General features: G+C 64.6%; 18 protein-coding genes, 1 pseudogene and 1 riboswitch. Of the genes and pseudogenes, 7 read left to right on the top strand and 12 right to left on the bottom strand.

Translation table 11 applies throughout. From position 1 onward, the window contains the following. Window positions 1-529 precede the first annotated feature (529 nt). Genes gspD through gspG form a run of 5 tightly spaced genes read right to left on the bottom strand, consistent with a single transcriptional unit; the run spans window position 530 to window position 5,672 of the window. Window positions 530-2,809, bottom strand: coding sequence for a type II secretion system secretin GspD (gene gspD, locus B348_RS0102610; RefSeq protein WP_026136504.1), 2,280 nt, complete (start codon window positions 2,807-2,809; stop codon window positions 530-532). Then, window positions 2,806-3,309, bottom strand: coding sequence for a type II secretion system protein GspM (gene gspM, locus B348_RS0102605; protein ID WP_017734608.1), 504 nt, complete (start codon window positions 3,307-3,309; stop codon window positions 2,806-2,808). The genes gspD and gspM overlap by 4 nt, the downstream gene beginning before the upstream one ends. After that, complete coding sequence (gspL, locus tag B348_RS0102600) at window positions 3,302-4,348, bottom strand: type II secretion system protein GspL (RefSeq protein WP_017734607.1); 1,047 nt, start codon at window positions 4,346-4,348, stop codon at window positions 3,302-3,304. The genes gspM and gspL overlap by 8 nt, the downstream gene beginning before the upstream one ends. After that, a complete protein-coding gene (gene gspK / locus B348_RS0102595) occupies window positions 4,345-5,214 on the bottom strand; it encodes a type II secretion system minor pseudopilin GspK (protein WP_026136503.1) in 870 nt (289 codons plus the stop codon). Before gspK ends, gspL begins: the two co-directional genes overlap by 4 nt. Window positions 5,215-5,222: 8 nt before the next feature. Next, window positions 5,223-5,672 (bottom strand): type II secretion system major pseudopilin GspG, encoded by a 450-nt coding sequence (gene gspG / locus B348_RS0102590; RefSeq protein WP_017734605.1) that lies wholly within the window; start codon window positions 5,670-5,672, stop codon window positions 5,223-5,225. A gap of 148 nt (window positions 5,673-5,820) precedes the next feature. On the opposite strand from gspG, the gene gspI reads away from it, so the two are divergent. Beyond that, window positions 5,821-6,186 (top strand): type II secretion system minor pseudopilin GspI, encoded by a 366-nt coding sequence (gene gspI, locus B348_RS0102585; protein WP_017734604.1) that lies wholly within the window; start codon window positions 5,821-5,823, stop codon window positions 6,184-6,186. Here the strand turns inward: gspI and B348_RS0102580 are convergent. Continuing rightward, window positions 6,173-6,604: a type II secretion system protein N gene (locus tag B348_RS0102580; RefSeq protein WP_017734603.1), complete on the bottom strand. Its 432-nt coding sequence runs from the start codon at window positions 6,602-6,604 to the stop codon at window positions 6,173-6,175. The two genes, gspI and B348_RS0102580, sit on opposite strands and share 14 nt — an antisense overlap. A 93-nt stretch (window positions 6,605-6,697) precedes the next feature. On the opposite strand from B348_RS0102580, the gene gspH reads away from it, so the two are divergent. Beyond that, the gene (gene gspH, locus B348_RS0102575; protein WP_017734602.1) at window positions 6,698-7,150 is read left to right on the top strand and encodes a type II secretion system minor pseudopilin GspH; all 453 of its coding nucleotides are present in this window, start codon (window positions 6,698-6,700) and stop codon (window positions 7,148-7,150) included. Next, the gene (locus tag B348_RS0102570; protein WP_017734601.1) at window positions 7,147-7,743 is read left to right on the top strand and encodes a type II secretion system protein GspJ; all 597 of its coding nucleotides are present in this window, start codon (window positions 7,147-7,149) and stop codon (window positions 7,741-7,743) included. Before gspH ends, B348_RS0102570 begins: the two co-directional genes overlap by 4 nt. A gap of 6 nt (window positions 7,744-7,749) precedes the next feature. Here the strand turns inward: B348_RS0102570 and B348_RS0102565 are convergent, their stop codons facing one another. From B348_RS0102565 to B348_RS0102555, 3 genes are read right to left on the bottom strand one after another with little or no spacing between them, the layout of a single operon-like run. Then, a complete protein-coding gene (locus B348_RS0102565; protein WP_017734600.1) occupies window positions 7,750-8,676 on the bottom strand; it encodes a FecR family protein in 927 nt (308 codons plus the stop codon). A 37-nt stretch (window positions 8,677-8,713) separates the two neighbouring features. Beyond that, complete coding sequence (locus B348_RS0102560) at window positions 8,714-9,259, bottom strand: RNA polymerase sigma factor (RefSeq protein WP_017734599.1); 546 nt, start codon at window positions 9,257-9,259, stop codon at window positions 8,714-8,716. Next, window positions 9,256-9,900 carry a secretin and TonB N-terminal domain-containing protein gene (locus B348_RS0102555; RefSeq protein WP_017734598.1) on the bottom strand — a complete coding sequence of 215 codons (645 nt, stop codon included), beginning with the start codon at window positions 9,898-9,900 and terminating at the stop codon, window positions 9,256-9,258. The genes B348_RS0102560 and B348_RS0102555 overlap by 4 nt, the downstream gene beginning before the upstream one ends. A gap of 216 nt (window positions 9,901-10,116) precedes the next feature. On the opposite strand from B348_RS0102555, the gene B348_RS0102550 reads away from it, so the two are divergent. Beyond that, entirely contained in the window at window positions 10,117-10,428 is a 312-nt protein-coding gene (locus B348_RS0102550) for a hypothetical protein (RefSeq protein ID WP_017734597.1), read from the top strand. 39 nt (window positions 10,429-10,467) lie between these two features. Next, window positions 10,468-10,635, top strand: a riboswitch (yybP-ykoY riboswitch). Window positions 10,636-10,649: 14 nt separating this feature from the next. After that, window positions 10,650-11,213 carry a manganese efflux pump MntP gene (mntP, locus tag B348_RS0102545; protein ID WP_017734596.1) on the top strand — a complete coding sequence of 188 codons (564 nt, stop codon included), beginning with the start codon at window positions 10,650-10,652 and terminating at the stop codon, window positions 11,211-11,213. A 175-nt stretch (window positions 11,214-11,388) separates the two neighbouring features. Here the strand turns inward: mntP and B348_RS0102540 are convergent, their stop codons facing one another. Beyond that, on the bottom strand, window positions 11,389-12,456 hold the full coding sequence (locus B348_RS0102540) for an NAD(P)-dependent alcohol dehydrogenase (RefSeq protein ID WP_017734595.1): 1,068 nt from the start codon (window positions 12,454-12,456) through the stop codon (window positions 11,389-11,391). A gap of 147 nt (window positions 12,457-12,603) precedes the next feature. On the opposite strand from B348_RS0102540, the gene B348_RS0102535 reads away from it, so the two are divergent. Then, entirely contained in the window at window positions 12,604-13,422 is an 819-nt protein-coding gene (locus B348_RS0102535; RefSeq protein ID WP_017734594.1) for an alpha/beta fold hydrolase, read from the top strand. Between the two features lie 42 nt (window positions 13,423-13,464). Here the strand turns inward: B348_RS0102535 and B348_RS01000000129655 are convergent. Together B348_RS01000000129655 and B348_RS0102525 are read right to left on the bottom strand one after the other, a co-directional pair. After that, window positions 13,465-13,850 (bottom strand): annotated as a pseudogene (locus tag B348_RS01000000129655) (DoxX family protein). A gap of 82 nt (window positions 13,851-13,932) precedes the next feature. Next, on the bottom strand, window positions 13,933-14,808 hold the full coding sequence (locus B348_RS0102525; RefSeq protein ID WP_017734592.1) for a LysR family transcriptional regulator: 876 nt from the start codon (window positions 14,806-14,808) through the stop codon (window positions 13,933-13,935). A gap of 160 nt (window positions 14,809-14,968) precedes the next feature. Here B348_RS0102525 and B348_RS0102520 point away from each other — a divergent pair, with 160 nt between their 5' ends. Then, complete coding sequence (locus B348_RS0102520; protein WP_017734591.1) at window positions 14,969-15,955, top strand: NAD(P)H-quinone oxidoreductase; 987 nt, start codon at window positions 14,969-14,971, stop codon at window positions 15,953-15,955. Window positions 15,956-16,052 lie beyond the last annotated feature (97 nt).

The following is a 16,052-nucleotide window of genomic DNA, read 5'->3' as shown; positions in this document are numbered from 1 at the left end:
CCAAATCCATGCCGAATTCCGGCCAGCGTGTTTAACGGGGCGCCCAAGATCAAAAACAAAGCGAGGCGGCCTAGTAGCCGACCTGATCGGCGAAGCGTGCGCGGTCTCCTGTGGGAGCTGGCTTGCCTGCGATGGCATCAACTGGGTGTGCCTGATGTACCGAGGTGTCTGCATCGCAGGCAAGCCAGCTCCCACAGGGTGGTGTACACCCAACCGGCTTTTGATCTGCTCTTGATCTGCTTTTGATCTTGATCTTGATCTTGAGCGCCCCGTAAAACCACGCTGGCCGAACGCAGGCTTGAATCCGTGGGTAACCCGGCAGGACGCCGGGTTAGCCGCACTGGGCCAGGGATGGCCCATGACGGCGGCCCACGGATTCAAGCCTGCTTCGGGCACACCGAGCCTAGGCGAGGTGCCGAGTGTTGGGGCGAAGGCCTTTTGCTTACTTTTGGGCCTTTCCAAAAGTGAGCCGCCGTAAGGGCGGAACCATAAGCGGCCGTTACCGAAGAAACGGATATGTACCCGACAATCACTGCGGCACCGCCCGAATCACCGCCCGCGGCGCCCCAGGAATCGCCTTATCCACCGACGGCAACTGCGGCGCCTGCACATCCGGCATCGCCCAACTATGCTCCGGCTGCAACCCCCCTTGCGCCCGCCGCATAAACTCATACCGATTCAACGTAATACTGCGCCCCGCCCCACTGTCGCGAATGATGTAGGGCCGCAAAAACACCATCAGATTGGTCTTCGTCACACTGCGCTTTTCATTGCGAAACAACGCCCCCAACCCCGGAATATCCGCCAACCACGGCACCGCATCATTACTCTGGCTATACCCATCCTGCAGCAACCCGCCCAGCACCATGATCTGCCCGTCATCCAACAAAATACTGGTATCAATCGCCCGCTTGTTGGTCACCGTCCCCGCATCCACCGAAGCCCGCGTATCCACGCTGCTGACCTCTTGATAGATATCCAACTTCACCGTGCCACCCTCGGAAATCTGCGGCCGCACATTCAGCTTCAGCCCCACTTCCTCACGCTGCACCGTCTGGAACGGGTTGTTGCTGGTCCCCCCGCCACCGGTCACATAGCTGCCGGTGACAAACGGAATCGTCTGCCCGACAAAAATGCTCGCCGCTTCGTTGTCCAGCGTCAGCAGGTTCGGTGTCGACAGCACGTTGGTGCCGCCCTTGCTCTTCAACGCGCGGGCCAACACCTTGAGATCGAGCACCTTGCCAATCCCCGGAATGTCCACCGTGCCGTTGACCAAACCGATGTTCAGCCCCTTGGGCAGCACGTCGATACTGGTCTTGCTGGTAGGCGTCGAATTCACGCCACTGCCGCCAAGGTTGACCCCGCCAAAACCACCCTTGCCGCCCAGGTTACCGGCCTGCCATTGCACGCCAAACTCGGTGGCATCGTCCTCGCCGACTTCGACGATCAGGCTTTCAATCACCACCTGCGCGCGGCGTTGGTCGAGCATGTCGATCACTTCCCGCAGGTTGCGGTACAGCGGGTCCGGCGCGGAGATCAGCAAGGTGTTGGTGGTCGCATCGGCCTGGATGGTCACGCCGCCGGCACTGAACGCGGTGTCCTGGTCCTTGCTGGTAGTGGCGCCGGTGCTTTGGTTGTCCTGGCCGTAACTCGATTGCACGCCGCTGCCGGTGGGTGTGCCGCTGCTGTTTTGCGCGGCGCCGCCTTGGGTGTTCTGGCCTGTGCCGCCCATGGCGCTGAGCTTGCCCCGCGCCTCGTCGCTGACCCCGGATTCACTCTCGCCGGTCAACAAGCCGCGCAACGACTGCGCCAGCTTGCCCGCCTGGGCGTTGCGCAGGTACACCACGTGCATATTGCTCGGGTTGCTCTGGGCGTTGTCGAGCTTGTAGATCAGGTTGCGCGCCAGCTCGGTGCGCTCGGGGCTGCCGGAGCGGATGATGATCGAGTTGGAGCGCGGGTCGCCGACCACGTTGATCTTCTGGGTCTGGTCGGCGCCTTGGGTGTCGAGCAGTTCGGCGACCATCGCCGCGATGTCCACGGCGATGCCGTTCTGCACCTTGACCACGTCGGTGTCGATGGCGCTGGGGGTGTCGATGCCGCTGATGATCTGCGCCACGCGGGCGAGGTTTTCCGCGTAGTCGGTGATGACGATGCTGTTGTTGCCGGGGTAGGCGTTGATCGGGTTGTTCGGCGACACGATGGGGCGCAGCACCGGGATCAGGTTCACCGCGTTTTCGTATTGCAGGCGGAAGGTGCGGGTTTGCATGCCACTGCTGCCGGCGCTGTAGATCGGCCCGCCGAGCAGCTTGGCGTCGGCTTCGGGCACTACTTGGGCGACGCCGCCCACGTCCACCACGCTAAAGCCCTGCATGCGCAGCGCCGCCAGCAGCATGTCGTAGGCCTGGTGCGCCGGCACCTGGCCTTCGCTGACCAGGGTCAGGTTGCCTTTTACCCGCGGGTCCACGAGGAACTGCTGGCCGGTGGCGCGGGACAAGGCGCGCACCACCGCCTGGATGTCCGCATCGACAAAGTTCAGCTGCACCGGCTGATCCCCCAGCGGGTTGCGCGCCTTGATCGTGGCCGGGGCGTGGCCACGGGCGCTGTTGGTGATGGGGTGTTGCACGGCGGGCTTGGGCGCGAGTTCGCGTTGGCGGTCCAGCGGGCTGTCGCTGCTGCGGCGGGTGTCGGCCAGGGGTTGGCCGAGTTCGCTGTCCACCAGCAACGGCTTGCTCGCCTGGTTGCTGCACGCACTGAGGGCCAGCAACAGCAACGGCGCGGCCATACGAAACGGGGGAACTGACCACTTCATGAAGCTTCCTTAGCGCCAAGCGCCTGATCCATGCGAACGGTCCCGGACACAGTGCCGGCCGAGTTATCGACGGCATCCCCGGCACGTTGCAAACGCGCCTCGGACACCTCCAGGGAAAACGAACGGGGATTGCCCAGCAGCCAGTCCACCACCGCGTCGGCCGGGGCGTTGTCGAAGGTCAGGTGCCAGCCGCCCGGGGCCTGCGCCTGCAATTGGTAATGGCCTTGCAGGCCGGCGCTGTCGAGGGCCTGGCGCAGCGTGGCTTCGTCAGCCTGGCGCGGCGCGGCGACGCCTTGCAACAGCACCTGCAAGGCTTCGGCCTGGGCGCGCAACTTCGGGGTTTCGGCCTGCCAGTAGTCGATTTTTTTCAGCGCGGGCTGGATCAGGATCAGCCAGGTCAACAGGCCCGCCAGCAGCACGCCGACGCCGGACAGCATGCGTTTTTCACGCAGGGCCAGGCCGTTCCAGAATAGCCGCAATTGCCGCGCCCACTTATTCATCGCTGGCTCCCGTCGCTGCCGGGCCAATGCTCCAGCCCTGCTCGTCGCGTGTCGCGGCAAAACCGGCTTGGGCCAGCGCGGCCTGCCAGTCGGCCTGGGCCGTGGGGTTGCGGCTGTCCGTGAGCAATTGCAGGTGCAGGCGCCCTTGTTCAAAGGTCAGGCGCTCGACGCTGGCGACCATAAACGGCAGGTTGCTGCCCGCCAGTTGCAGCAGGCTGCTGAAGCGCTGGCCCGGGTCGGCGGCGGCACCGGTCTGGCGCGCGGCCAATTGTTGCCGGGCCTGCTGCAAGGGGTTGAGCACCACCGGCAACTCGGGAAACGCCTGGCGCACCTGCTGGCTCATCAGGGCCTTGAGGCGCTGGCCTTCCTCCACCTGGCGCGCGGCGTAGAGGTTGAGGCCCAGGGTCCACACGGCCGTGGCCAACGCGACACAGGCCAGCGCCCTGCCCCAGCCGCCGCTGGCCGCCTGGCTGAGGCGTGCGTGCAAACCCCAGGCGGGGGCTGCGCCCGTCCAGCGCTGCGCGGCGTCCACCAGTGGCATATCCAAACCTTGCTGACCCAACGGATGCACGGCGCCTTGGTGCAGGCTGTCGCGGGTCAACAGGTAGCCGTCGTCCAGGGCGGCCGCGCCTACCGGCAAGGCATAAGGCGCCGGATACAAGCCACGCAACTTGAGCGGCACCTGGGCCAGCCGTTCCAGCCCGGCCTTGGGCACCCAGGCCACTTGCACGCGGCCTTCGCTGTCGCGCGGGCCGTGGGCCACGTGCATCTGTTCCAGCGGGCCGAGGATCAACGCCTGCGCGGCGCAGGCCACGGCGGCGGCGGTTTTTGCGGCGGGCAGTGGCGGCAGTTCAAGGCTGGTCAGCAGGCTGTCGCGCGGATGCAGGAAGCACTCCGCTGCCTGACGGTGTTTGCTCAGTTGGAGCAGGCTTTCATGGCCTTCGGCGACGACCACGCCACGCTCCAGCCAAACGAATTTGACTGCACTGTCGGCGCTCAATTGATCCAGCGGCGGCAAGCCAATGCGCAAGCGTTTCATACGCCCACCCGCGACCAGATCACCTGCGGCTGGCGCTCTTGCGGGCGATGCAGCAACGCGTCGATGGTCACCCGCCGCTGCTCGCGCCGCGCCTGGCCCTGCACGCGAAACCACTCGCTGGTAATGCCCACCTGCACCGACTCCACCGCCACCTGGGGCAAGTGCAGGCGGTTGACGAAATCCCCACGGTTGATAAACCACTGGCCGCTGTCACGCTCCGCCACCAAGCCTTGGGCCTGGGACAAACTGAGCTGCGGCACCACGGCGCTGAGCACTTCGGCACTGGCGGTGTTGCCGTTGACCCAACTCTGCCCGGGCAGCACGCTGATATAGCGTTGCAGGCGGCGCAGCAGCACGGGGTCAAGGCCTTCAATGGCGCTCAACTCGTCCACGCTGCGCAGCATCGGGTACTTGGCCGGCACTTCGTAGGAGCCGATCACCCGTTGGCTGATGCGCCGACTCACCGCCGGATCGACCCCCAACGTACGGCACAGGCGCTCGAAGCTTTGCAGCTGCTCGGCATCCGGCAGCTGGCGGTTGACCAGGTTGCGCAGGTTGAACTTGCCCTGCTCGTCCTCGATGCGACCTTCAAACGCACCCCGTTGGGCATAAGCCCAAGGCTGGTCGAGGCGCGTCAACACGTCCTTCTGGCGCGCCTCCCACAACATCTGCCGGCTGCGCTCAAGGCTGCCCTGCAACAGCCACTGGCCCTGCACGCGTAATTGTTCGGCTTCGAGGCTGCGGGTGAACACGGTCTGGCGCGTGAGCATGCCGCCGGCGATCACCGCCACCACGGCCGCGATCAGCAACGCGCTGATAATCGCCATACCGCGCTGCTTCGCCGCTGGGGGCGAATGCCGTTTCATGGCGCGCCTTACAACTGCCAGGAGCCGATATCGGCATTCACGCCGTCGCCATCCGGCTGGCCATCGGCGCCGAGGGAGAACACATCGACCTCACCGTTGGCGCCCGGATTGAGGTAGTGATAAGGGTGGCCCCATGGGTCATTGGGCAGGCGATCGAGGTAGGCGCGCCAGCTGCTGTTTTTCGCATCCGCCGGGCGCTCCACCAGCACCTTCAGGCCCTGGGTCATGTTCGGGTAGCTGCCGTGGTCGAGGCGATAGAGTTTCAGCGCCTGCATCAACCCGCCGATGTCCTGCTTGGCGGCGGTGGCGCGTGCCTGGTCCGGGCGATCGAGCACCTTGGGCACGACCATTGCCGCGAGAATCCCGAGGATGACCACCACCACCATGATCTCGATCAAGGTGAAGCCACGCTGGCCGCGAGGGCTGGGCAAGGGGGTTGTTAGGCGCGCGATATCCATCTCGACATTCCTTGGCTGGGGTGCATTTCGTGGCGCAGTGTTGCAAGAACACATGTCAGTCGTATTGAAAATCCTCGGGAGTTTCGGTCGCCAATCGGTCAACTCGCGGCGCTAGTCTGCGGGCCTGTTTCCCGCCTTTGAGAGCGCCATGGTCGGCCGTCGCAACGCGCAAGGTTTTACCCTGATTGAAGTGCTGGTGGCGCTGGCGATCATCGCCGTGGCCATGGCCGCCGCCGTGCGCGTGGCCGGGCTGATGACCCAGAGCAATGGCTTGCTGCGCGATAAATCCATGGCGTTGCTGGCGGCGCAGAGTCGCCTGGCGGAACTGCGCCTGGAAGGCCACCTGCGTGGCGGCACCAAGACCTTCGACTGCGACCAGGGCCGCCTGAAACTGCGCTGCGAGCAAACCATCAACGCCGATGGCCGCCTGTTTCAAGTGACCCTGCGGGTGCTCGACGCCAGCCGCGAAGCACCGCCCCTGGCGCGGCTGGACACCCAGGTCATGGCCGAGTGAGGCGTGGCAACGCGGGGCCATCCGGCAGCTTGTCGAGGTTGACGCGGACCTTCTCACCGCCGCGCTCAAGCTCCACGGCGCTGCCTTCAATCGCCGTCAAGCGCACGCCGGGGCTGAGGCGTTCGCCCACGAGAAAACTGCGCGGCGGGCCATCGTTGAGGCTGAGGATCGCCACCGCACCACGCGCGCCGGCCAGTACGCCGGTGACCTTGACTTGCAAGGCGCTCGGCGCATTGCCAAACCACTGCAACGCCGGGTTTTCGCTGCGGGCCGCCAACGCCTGGGGCGAGGCCTGGGGCGTGTGGGATTCGGCGGATGTGAGCAGCAGCGGCGTCCAGACCACCACGCCCGCCAACGCCGCGAGCAAGGCCAGCGCCTGCACGCCGTGGGCGGGTGAAACACGAAGGGCGAATGCCATGGGGTGGACCTCCTGTTTGTCCGTGGCCTCAGCCTACAGAGCAATTCGCACTTTTTTATTTCACAAACTCGCCAGTTCTCCAGGAGCCGACCGATGAAACAGCAAGGCTTCACCCTGATCGAGCTGATGGTGGTGCTGGTGATCATCGGCATCGCCAGCGCCGCCATCAGCCTGACGATCAAACCCGACCCGCTGAAACTGCTGCGCAAGGACGCCGAGCGCCTGAGCCAGTTGCTGCAAATCGCCCAGGCCGAAGCCCGCGCCGACGGCCGCCCGATCAGCTTGCGCGCGGACGCCAAGGGCTTTCGCTTCAACCGCCGCAGTGACGATGGCCTGGGCGTGGAAGCGTTCCAGGGCGATGCCCAACTGCGCCCGCGCTTATGGGAGAGCACGCCGATGCAACTCACCGTCGAACCCCGGCAAACCCTGGTGCTCAATGCCGAATGGATCAACCCGCCTGTGCGCGTGGTGCTGTCGGACGGGCAACACCGCCTCAGCCTGCAACGGGACGCCGCCGGTTTGCTGCGGGTGGTGAGCCAGCCATGAGCAAATCCCAGCAAGGCTTCACCCTGATTGAAGTGATGGTGGCGATCATGCTGATGGCACTGGTCAGCGTCATCGCCTGGCGCGGGCTCGACAGCGTGACCCGTGCCGACCAGCATCTACAGGCCAGTACCGAACAGACCGAGGGGTTGTTGCGGGCGTTGAACCAGATGCAGCGCGATATCAGCCTGCGCGCCAGCGTTGAACTGGCCGAACCCGGTACCGCAAAGGACGCCGGGCTGGCCGCCGTGACGGTGCGCAGTTCCGACAGCAAGGGCTTTCGCCTGGAGGTGATTCGCAGCGCGCCGGCCATGGGGGATGGCTTGCAACGGGTGCGCTGGTGGCTCAAGGGCGACTCGCTGTACCGCGCCGCCGCGCCGGCGCGGAACCGCTTCCCGTTGCCGGCAGCCAAGGACGGCGTGGTGGTGCTGGCGGGCGTCAGTGATGTGCAGGTGCGCGTGTGGGACAAGGACAAGGGCTGGCGCCAGTTGAGCGGCAATAAGCGCGAGGAGCCGTTGGGGCTGGAGATCAGCCTGGTGCGCCAGACACCGCAGGGGGTGGAGCGTTATCGCCAGGTGGTGGGGCCGTTGCAGTAAGGCGCCTCAACTCAACAACACCACCCCACCCGGCAGTTCCGTGCACTTGGCGCCATACGCGTCGCGAATCAGCAACGCCACGCCGGCCAGCTGCTGCAAGCTGAAGCGCGCCTGCACCCGGCGCTGACCCAGCTCCTTGTTGAGCAACACCAGCATCCCCGGGCGATAGCGATTGATCTCGTCCACCACCGTGGCCAGCGTGGCGTTGTTGAACACCAGCACCTGTTCGCGCCAGGCCACCACGGCCTGGGTGTCTACCACCACGGGCGCGCCGATGCCCGCCGCGCTGTAGGTCAGCTGGCGGCCGCTGCCCAGGCTCACGCTGTGCCCGCCCGCATCCACCGACAGCGAACCCTCGATGCAGGTCACGCACACGCTGTGGTCGGTGTTGCGCACATTGAAACGCGCCTGCGCCGCACTCACCCAACCGTCACCGGCCTGGACCCGCAGCGGTTGTGCCAGACGGGCGACCACCTCGACTTCGCCTTCCAGCAATTCAATCCCTTCTCCGATCCGGCTGATGCGCGTCTGCGTATTGAGTTCCAGGCTGACCCCGTCACTCAACAGCACTTGGCGCTGCTCGCCGACCTCGGTGCGATAGTCCGCCGTGAGCCCGGCAAAACCACCCGGCGTGCCGACACGCACCATGACCAACGCCGCCGAGGCGGCTATCGCGCCACCCAGGAAGGCACGGCGGCCAAAGCTGCGCGATGGCGCGGCGTGCTCCAGGGCGGGGGCCAGTTGCTGCCAAAGAACCTTGGTTTGCTCGAACGCCTGGGCATGTTCCGGGCTCTGGGCGCGCCAGGCCTGCAAGGCCTTGGCATCGGCCACGGTGGCGCGGCCCGACGTCAGCAGGAGCAGCCAGTCGCGGGCTTCATCGTGCAAAGGACTGGCGGAGGCTGCCCGGGCGGTGGAGAGGTTAAAAATGTTCAAGCGCGCACATACTCACGGTTTTATCAGGGACTCGACACTAAGACGGTTTTCCGGCCCCGGGACCGAACCGCTGAATCACTTTTCTTTCGAGGCGCTTGGCGCAGTGGCCGAGGGCGGCCTTGATTTCCTTCTCGACCATGCGCGTGGAAATGCCAAAACGCTGGGAGATTTCCAGGTGAGGCGCTTCTTCCAGGCGTGCGGCGATAAGGATTTTGCGCCGGCGTGCCGGCAGTTCGTAAAGGGCTTTGACCAGCGATTGCACCTCGCGCTGGCCGCCCACCACCCGCGACGGGTCCTGGGCTTCGTCGGCGGTTTGCAGCAGCTCTTCGACTTCGCTGCCGGTGAGCAGGCGCGCGTCGGCCTGGCGGCGGTCGGCGGCGATGTTCAAGGCCATGCGGTAGAGGTAGGCGTTGGGTTGTGCGAGGTTTGGCGGCACGTCCATGCGGTCCACCCGCAAGTAGGTTTCGTGCAGGACATCGTTGGCCAGGTCCTCCGAGCCCAGGCGCTTGCGCAAACGCACCTTGAAGTCTTCGTAGGACGCCAGGAACAAACTGACCATCGTGCTGTGCCCGGTATTTTTCATCCGTGCGTGGCTCCCTTCCCTGCTGTGCATTCCATGCGTGTTCCTGTGGTGTCGGGCATCAAAAGCAACGTCACCGGCTGGCGCAGCGAGCTCGGCGCGGGGCGTTCGACCCGGGCCGCACTGAGGTTGCGCACCAGTGCTTCATCGCGTTGTTCATCGCCGGTGGAGCTGACCAGCCGGCTGTACTCGATCAGCCCATCCGGGTTGACCCACACCTGCACCAAGGCGCGAAAACTGCCGGGACGGGTCAGGGGCGAACCGCACAGGCTGGTCTCGATGGCCTGCTGCAAGGCCGTGGCGTAGCTGTTGTTGATCCGCGCGGCGTTGCGTGCCGACGCGCCCTTGGTGGTGGCCGGCCGGCTGACCTGCGCCAGTTGCAGGGTGAACGCATCACTGCGGGCATAACGCGCCATCAGGCCACTCCCGGTCAGCAACATTGCCAGAGCCTCCTGCGCCGTGAAGCGCCCATGCACGCTGATGGAGCGCCGGCCCCGGGTCAGTTCGCGGTCCACCAGCACCGCCATGCCGGTGGCGCGGCTGTAGGCTTGCAGGGCGTGCTCCAGGTTTTGCGCCGGCAGGTCCAACGTCAGCAACGCCGGTTCCGCCTGCGCCGCGCGGCCGCCTGCCAGCAGCCACAGCAAGACCAGGGCGCATACGGCGCGCCGCCAGGCCCCCTGTTCACCCCCCGCTCTGCATCGCTGCACGGCCGACGTGTCCTTGAAAACCGTCATCCTGAGGCCAGTTTATGAACCTGATGTTACGGTGATGGCAAAAAAAACGTCACGGTGACGGGATGCCCGCTGCACTACACTTTCAAGCCTTACCGGCCCACTTCCCAGGGCCTGCCAGGAGGCCCGATGAAACTGTTCCCCAGCCTTGCCAGCCTGTTGCTGTGCGCCGCCCTGCCCGTGCTGGCCCACGCCGACAACAGCAAGAGCACCTGCACCGAAGTCTCGGTGGATGGCTACAAGGCGCCCGATTACGGCTGCCTGAGCCAACAGATGGGCAGTGACAGCAACGCGACCAAGGCGGCGAAGAAAAACCGTGAGGCGCAAAACATTCCCGTCGACAAGCGCGCGCCGAACGCCGTGGGCCTGTCCACCCCGGCGGCCACCAGTGTGCGCATGGGCAATACCTTCGGCACCTCGGTGAAACCGCAACGGCCTTGAGCCGTTTGACGAAATTTTCATCTGTGCCTGCCTATGATCGCCTCCCTCGTTGGGGAGTAACCGGCTTCTGACCCTGTTGGAAGCGTTCGTATCAACATATTCGGCAACCTGCCGTGGTACGAACATCGCTTTGCGGTTGGTGAGACCAGCGACACTTCCATGCCTAAAGTCGGGCGCGTGGACGTGTCGTTGTGTCCCATAGCCCGACTGGAAGCCTGACCGTGAACCCCATTTCCCTGATCCTCCTGGCCCTGGCCATGTCTACCGACGCCTTTGCGGCGGCCATCGGCAAAGGCTCCAGCCTGCACAAACCGCGCCTCACCGAAGCCCTGCGCGCCGGCCTGATCTTTGGCGTGATCGAAGCCATCACCCCGATGATCGGCTGGGCCATCGGCCACGCCGCCACGCGCTGGGTGGAAGACTGGGACCACTGGATCGCCTTTACCCTGCTGGTCGCACTGGGTTTGCACATGATCTATAACGGGCTCAAGGCCGAGGATGAAGAGGTTGAAAAGCCGACCCAGCACTCCTTCATGATTCTTGCCGTGACGGCCTTTGCCACCAGCATCGATGCCCTGGCGGTGGGTGTGGGCCTGGCGTTTGTCGATGTGAATATCCTGGTGGCGTCGGCGGCGATTGGCCTGGCGACCATGACCATGGTGACCATTGGCATGATGCTTGGGCGGGTGCTGGGCACGGTGGTGGGCAAGCGTGCGGAGATGGTGGGCGGGGTGGTGTTGATGGTGGTGGGGGCGACGATTTTGTACGAGCACCTGTCGGTCTAAGCAACAGCGCTGAGCAAACAGGTGGGTGCGGGCTTTTCTGTGGGAGCTGGCTTGCCTGCGATGCAGACACCTCGGTACATCAGGCAGACCCCAGTGATGCCATCGCAGGCAAGCCAGCTCCCACACAAGCCAGCTCCCACAGAAAGCAGTGCCCACAATCAAGTGGGCGGTGTTACTAGGCCGCGTTGCGTTCTTTCTTCAAGCTGTCCATATCAATCACAAAGCGATACTTCACATCGCCCTTGAGCATCCGCTCATACGCCTCATTGATCCCCTGGATATCGATCAACTCGATGTCCGAGACAATCCCATGCTTGGCACAGAAGTCCAGCATGTCCTGGGTCTCCTGAATCCCGCCGATCAACGACCCCGCCAGGCTGCGGCGCTTGAAGATCAGGTTGAACACCGACGGCGACGGGTGCGGGCTGTCGGGTGCGCCGACTAACGTCATGGTGCCGTCACGCTTGAGCAGGTTGAGGAACGCGTCGAGGTTGTGGGGCGCGGCGACGGTGTTGAGGATGAAGTCGAGGCTGTTGGTGACGGCCGCCATTTCATCGGCATTCTTCGACACCACCACCTGGTCGGCGCCCAGGCGCAGGCCGTCTTCGCGTTTGTTCGGTGAGGTGGTGAACAAGGTCACATGGGCGCCCATGGCGTGGGCAATCTTCACCGCCATATGGCCGAGGCCGCCCAGGCCGACCACGCCGACTTTCTTGCCAGGGCCGACCTTCCAGTGGTGCAGCGGCGAATAGGTGGTGATGCCCGCGCACAGCAACGGCGCCACGGCCGCCAGGTTGCTGTCATCGTGGGAGATGCGCAGCACGAACTTCTCCTTGACCACAATGCTGTCGGAGTAGCCACCAAAGGTGTTTTCACCGCCAAACACCGGGCCGTTGTAGGTGCCGGTAAAGCCGTTCTCGCAATATTGTTCTTCGCCCTCGGCGCACGACGCGCAGTGCTGGCAGCTGTCCACCATGCAGCCGACGCCCGCGAGGTCGCCGACCTTGAAGTTTTTCACGCTGGCGCCCACCGCCGTGACGCGGCCGACGATTTCATGGCCGGGCACCGACGGGTACAGGGTGTTGTTCCACTCGTTGCGCGCGGTGTGCAGGTCGGAGTGGCAGACGCCGCAATACAGAATGTCGATCTGCACATCCTCCGCCCCCGGCGCGCGGCGCTCGAAGGTGTAGGGCTTGAGAGCATCCTTGGCGTTCTGCGCGGCGTAGCTGTAAGTCTTGGCCATTTCGTTCACCTGTGTGATCGGACAGTGGAAGTCAGTGGACCAGCATAGACGCTGAACCGTTCAACCGAGCACACCGGTACAAGCCCTTCGTCCGGTTTCACGCAATAGTGAGCTAGAGTTCTCAGCCCACCCACCCAGGAGTTTTCCATGAGCACATTCGTTGCCAAAGACGGCACCCAGATCTACTTCAAGGATTGGGGCAGCGGCAAGCCCGTCCTGTTCAGCCACGGCTGGCCGCTGGATGCGGACATGTGGGAATACCAGATGGAATACCTGAGCAGCCGCGGCTACCGCACCATCGCCTTCGACCGCCGTGGCTTTGGCCGCTCGGACCAGCCGTGGACCGGCAATGACTACAACACCTTTGCCGACGACATCGCCCAGCTGATCGAACACCTGGACCTCACCGACGTGACCCTGGTGGGCTTCTCCATGGGCGGCGGCGACGTGTCCCGCTACATCGCACGCCATGGCAGCGCCCGTATCGCCGGCCTGGTGTTGCTGGGCGCCGTGACGCCGATCTTCGGTCAAAAATCGGATTACCAACAGGGTGTGCCGCTGGACGTGTTCGCCGGGTTCAAGGCCGAGCTGCTGAAGGACCGCGCGCAATTCATCAGCGACTTCAACGCACCGTTCTACGGCATCAACAAAGGCCAGAACGTCTCCGCCGGCGTGCAGGCGCAGACCTTGCAGGTCGCCCTGCTGGCGTCGCTCAAATCGACGGTGGATTGCGTCACCGCGTTCTCCGAGACCGACTTCCGCCCGGACATGGCCAAGATCGACGTGCCGACCCTGGTGATCCACGGCGATGGCGACCAGATCGTGCCGTTCGAAACCACCGGCAAAGTGGCCGCCGAGCTGATCAAGGGTGCCGAGCTGAAAGTCTACAAGGACGCGCCCCACGGGTTTGCCGTGACTCATGCCCAGCAGTTGAACGAAGACTTGCTGGCGTTTCTGAGCCGCTGAAACACCGTCTCCTTATTTGGCCGGGCTTGCCCGGCCTTTTTTTCAGCTGAAACGCTGGCTCGGCACCAGCGGCCTGGCCCGCTGATCAGCAGCGTGGTGAAAATAATCAGCAGCAACCAGCCGAACTGCGCCTCGAACAGGCTCCACTCCGGGTGCACCACCAGCAACGCAATCAACAATACGCTGAGGATCGGCAAGCACGCCCAGCGCACAAGCACCCCGGCGATGATCAGCAACGGGCACAGCACCTCGGCGAAAATCGCCAATGACAGCGTGACCGTCGCCCCCAGGTGAAACGGGTCCTCGATCAACTTCAATTGCTCGCTGTAATTGAGCAACTTGGGCAAGCCATGCACCCCTAGCAGCAACACCGCTCCGCTGGCCCTCAGAAACAACAGCCCCAGATCCTGATACTTCGATTCGTTCATATGCGCTCCCGTTGAGTTGACCCTCTGTCGAGGTCAATTCTGGCGGCAGGCGCGCATGCAGGCTTGCAAGCCTGTGCTGACCTCAATCCCCCGTGCCGGCAAACGCCGCGACGATTTCATCGATCACCCCCCGCACCCGCGCGGTGTGGCGCAGGTCGGCGTGGGTCACCAGCCACACGTCGTAAGGCAACGGCCGCACACGCTGCGGCCACAGGCGCACCAGACCGTCGCGCTCGCCGGTGTACACCGGGATTTCGCCGATGCCGATGCCCGCGGCAATCGAGCGGCGCACCAGCAGGCTGGAACCCAGGGCGGCAACGATGCGTCCGCGACCCAGCGGCTCGGACACCAGGGTCAGGTCTTTATGCTGTTGCAGGTGAGGCCCATAGACCACCAGGTCGTGGCCGTCGAACTGGCTGCCGGGCTCGGGCACACCGTGCCGGTCGATATAGCCTTGGGACGCAAACAACCCCACCGGCCAACGGGCGAGACGCCGGGCGATCAGATCAGGGTTGTCGGGGCGCGTGTTGCGCACCGCGATGTCGGCTTCGCGCTTGGCCAGGCTGAGGATCTGGGTGGAGGCGTCCAGTTGCACGCGTATGTCGGGGTGTTTGTCGTGCAGGCGGGCGATGGCCGGGATCAGGAAATCGATGGCCAGGGAATCGGTGGTGCTGACCCGCACGGTGCCGATCAGGCGGTCATCCAGGCCCTGGATCTGGCGCTCCAGGTCGAGAGCCGAGCGCTCCATTTTTTCCACCGAGCGCAGGGCCGCTTCGCCCACGGCAGTCAGCGCGTAGCCCTCGGAGGTGCGCAGGAACAGCGTCGCGCTCAAGGACTTTTCCAGGGCGTTGATTCGACGGCCCACGGTCGCCTGATCCACCCCGAGTACCCGCGCGGCGCCGCGCAGCGTCGATTCGCGGCAGACCGCGAGGAATACCCGTGCATCGTCCCAGTTCATCGTCTCCCCCAGTGCTGCATATATGCATCTCTGCGCCGCCAAATCGCAGCATTATTGCATCAGTGTCCGGCGCTATGCTGGGGTCCGAGAAAAATACCCGGGACCTACGACCGTTCGCCGCGGTCCCAACCCATACGCTCACCGTTACAGGACACCCACAATGACCCTGCCTACCGACATGACCCTGATCGAAATCACCACCCCCGGCGGCCCCGAGGTGCTCAAGCCTCGCCAGGCGCCCGTGCCCGCCCCGGCGGCCGGTGAGATCCTGATCCGCGTGCACGCCGCCGGGGTCAATCGCCCCGACGCCCTGCAACGGGCAGGCAAGTACCCGATGAAACCGGGCATGAGCCCGATCCCCGGCCTGGAAGTGGCGGGTGAAGTGGTGGCGCTGGGTGAAGGCGTCAATGCATACGCCCTTGGCGACAAGGTTTGCGCCCTGACCAACGGCGGCGGTTACGCTCAGTACTGCGCAGTACCCGCCGGCCAGGCGCTGCCGATCCCCGACGGCCTGTCGTGGATTCAAGCCGCGGCGATCCCGGAAACCTTCTTTACCGTGTGGGCCAACCTGTTCGGCATCGGCGGCGCCCACCAGGGCCAGCGCGTGCTGATCCACGGCGGCACCAGCGGCATCGGCACCACCGCGCTGATGCTGTGCCGCGAGTTCGGCATCCACACGTTCGCTACCGCCGGCAGCGCCGAAAAATGCGCCGCCATCCGTGACCTGGGGGCCGAGGCGATCAACTATCGCGAGCAGGACTTCGCCGAGGTCATCGGCGCCGAGGGCGCGAATGTGATCCTCGACATCATGGGCGGCTCGTACCTCAACAACAATCTCAAGGCATTGAGCATGGACGGCCGCCTGGTGATGCTGGGCTTTCTCGGCGGCGCCAAGGCCAATGACGTAGACCTGCTGACCATCCTCGGCAAACGCGCGATTGTGACCGGCTCGTTGCTGCGCGCGCGCACCAGGGATGAGAAAGCCGCCATCGCCGAACAACTGCGCGAGCATGTATGGCCGGTGCTGACAGCCGGGCGCTGCCTGCCGATGATCGACCAGGTGTTTGCCTACACCGAGGCCGACAAGGCCCATGCGCGGATGGAAGGTGGGGAGCATATTGGCAAGATTGTGTTGCAGGTGATCTAAGCCCAGCCTCACCCCAATGTAGGAATGGGCTTGTGTGGGGTTTGCTTTTGTGGGAGCTGGCTTGCCTGCGATAGCATCACCTCGGTACACCTGATGC

Origin of the sequence: Pseudomonas sp. CBZ-4 (assembly GCF_000346755.1) — a bacterium.
Taxonomy (GTDB): Bacteria; Pseudomonadota; Gammaproteobacteria; order Pseudomonadales; family Pseudomonadaceae; genus Aquipseudomonas.
The sequence above is the reverse complement of the archived record's forward strand: the minus strand, read 5'-3'. Positions and strand labels throughout refer to the sequence as shown.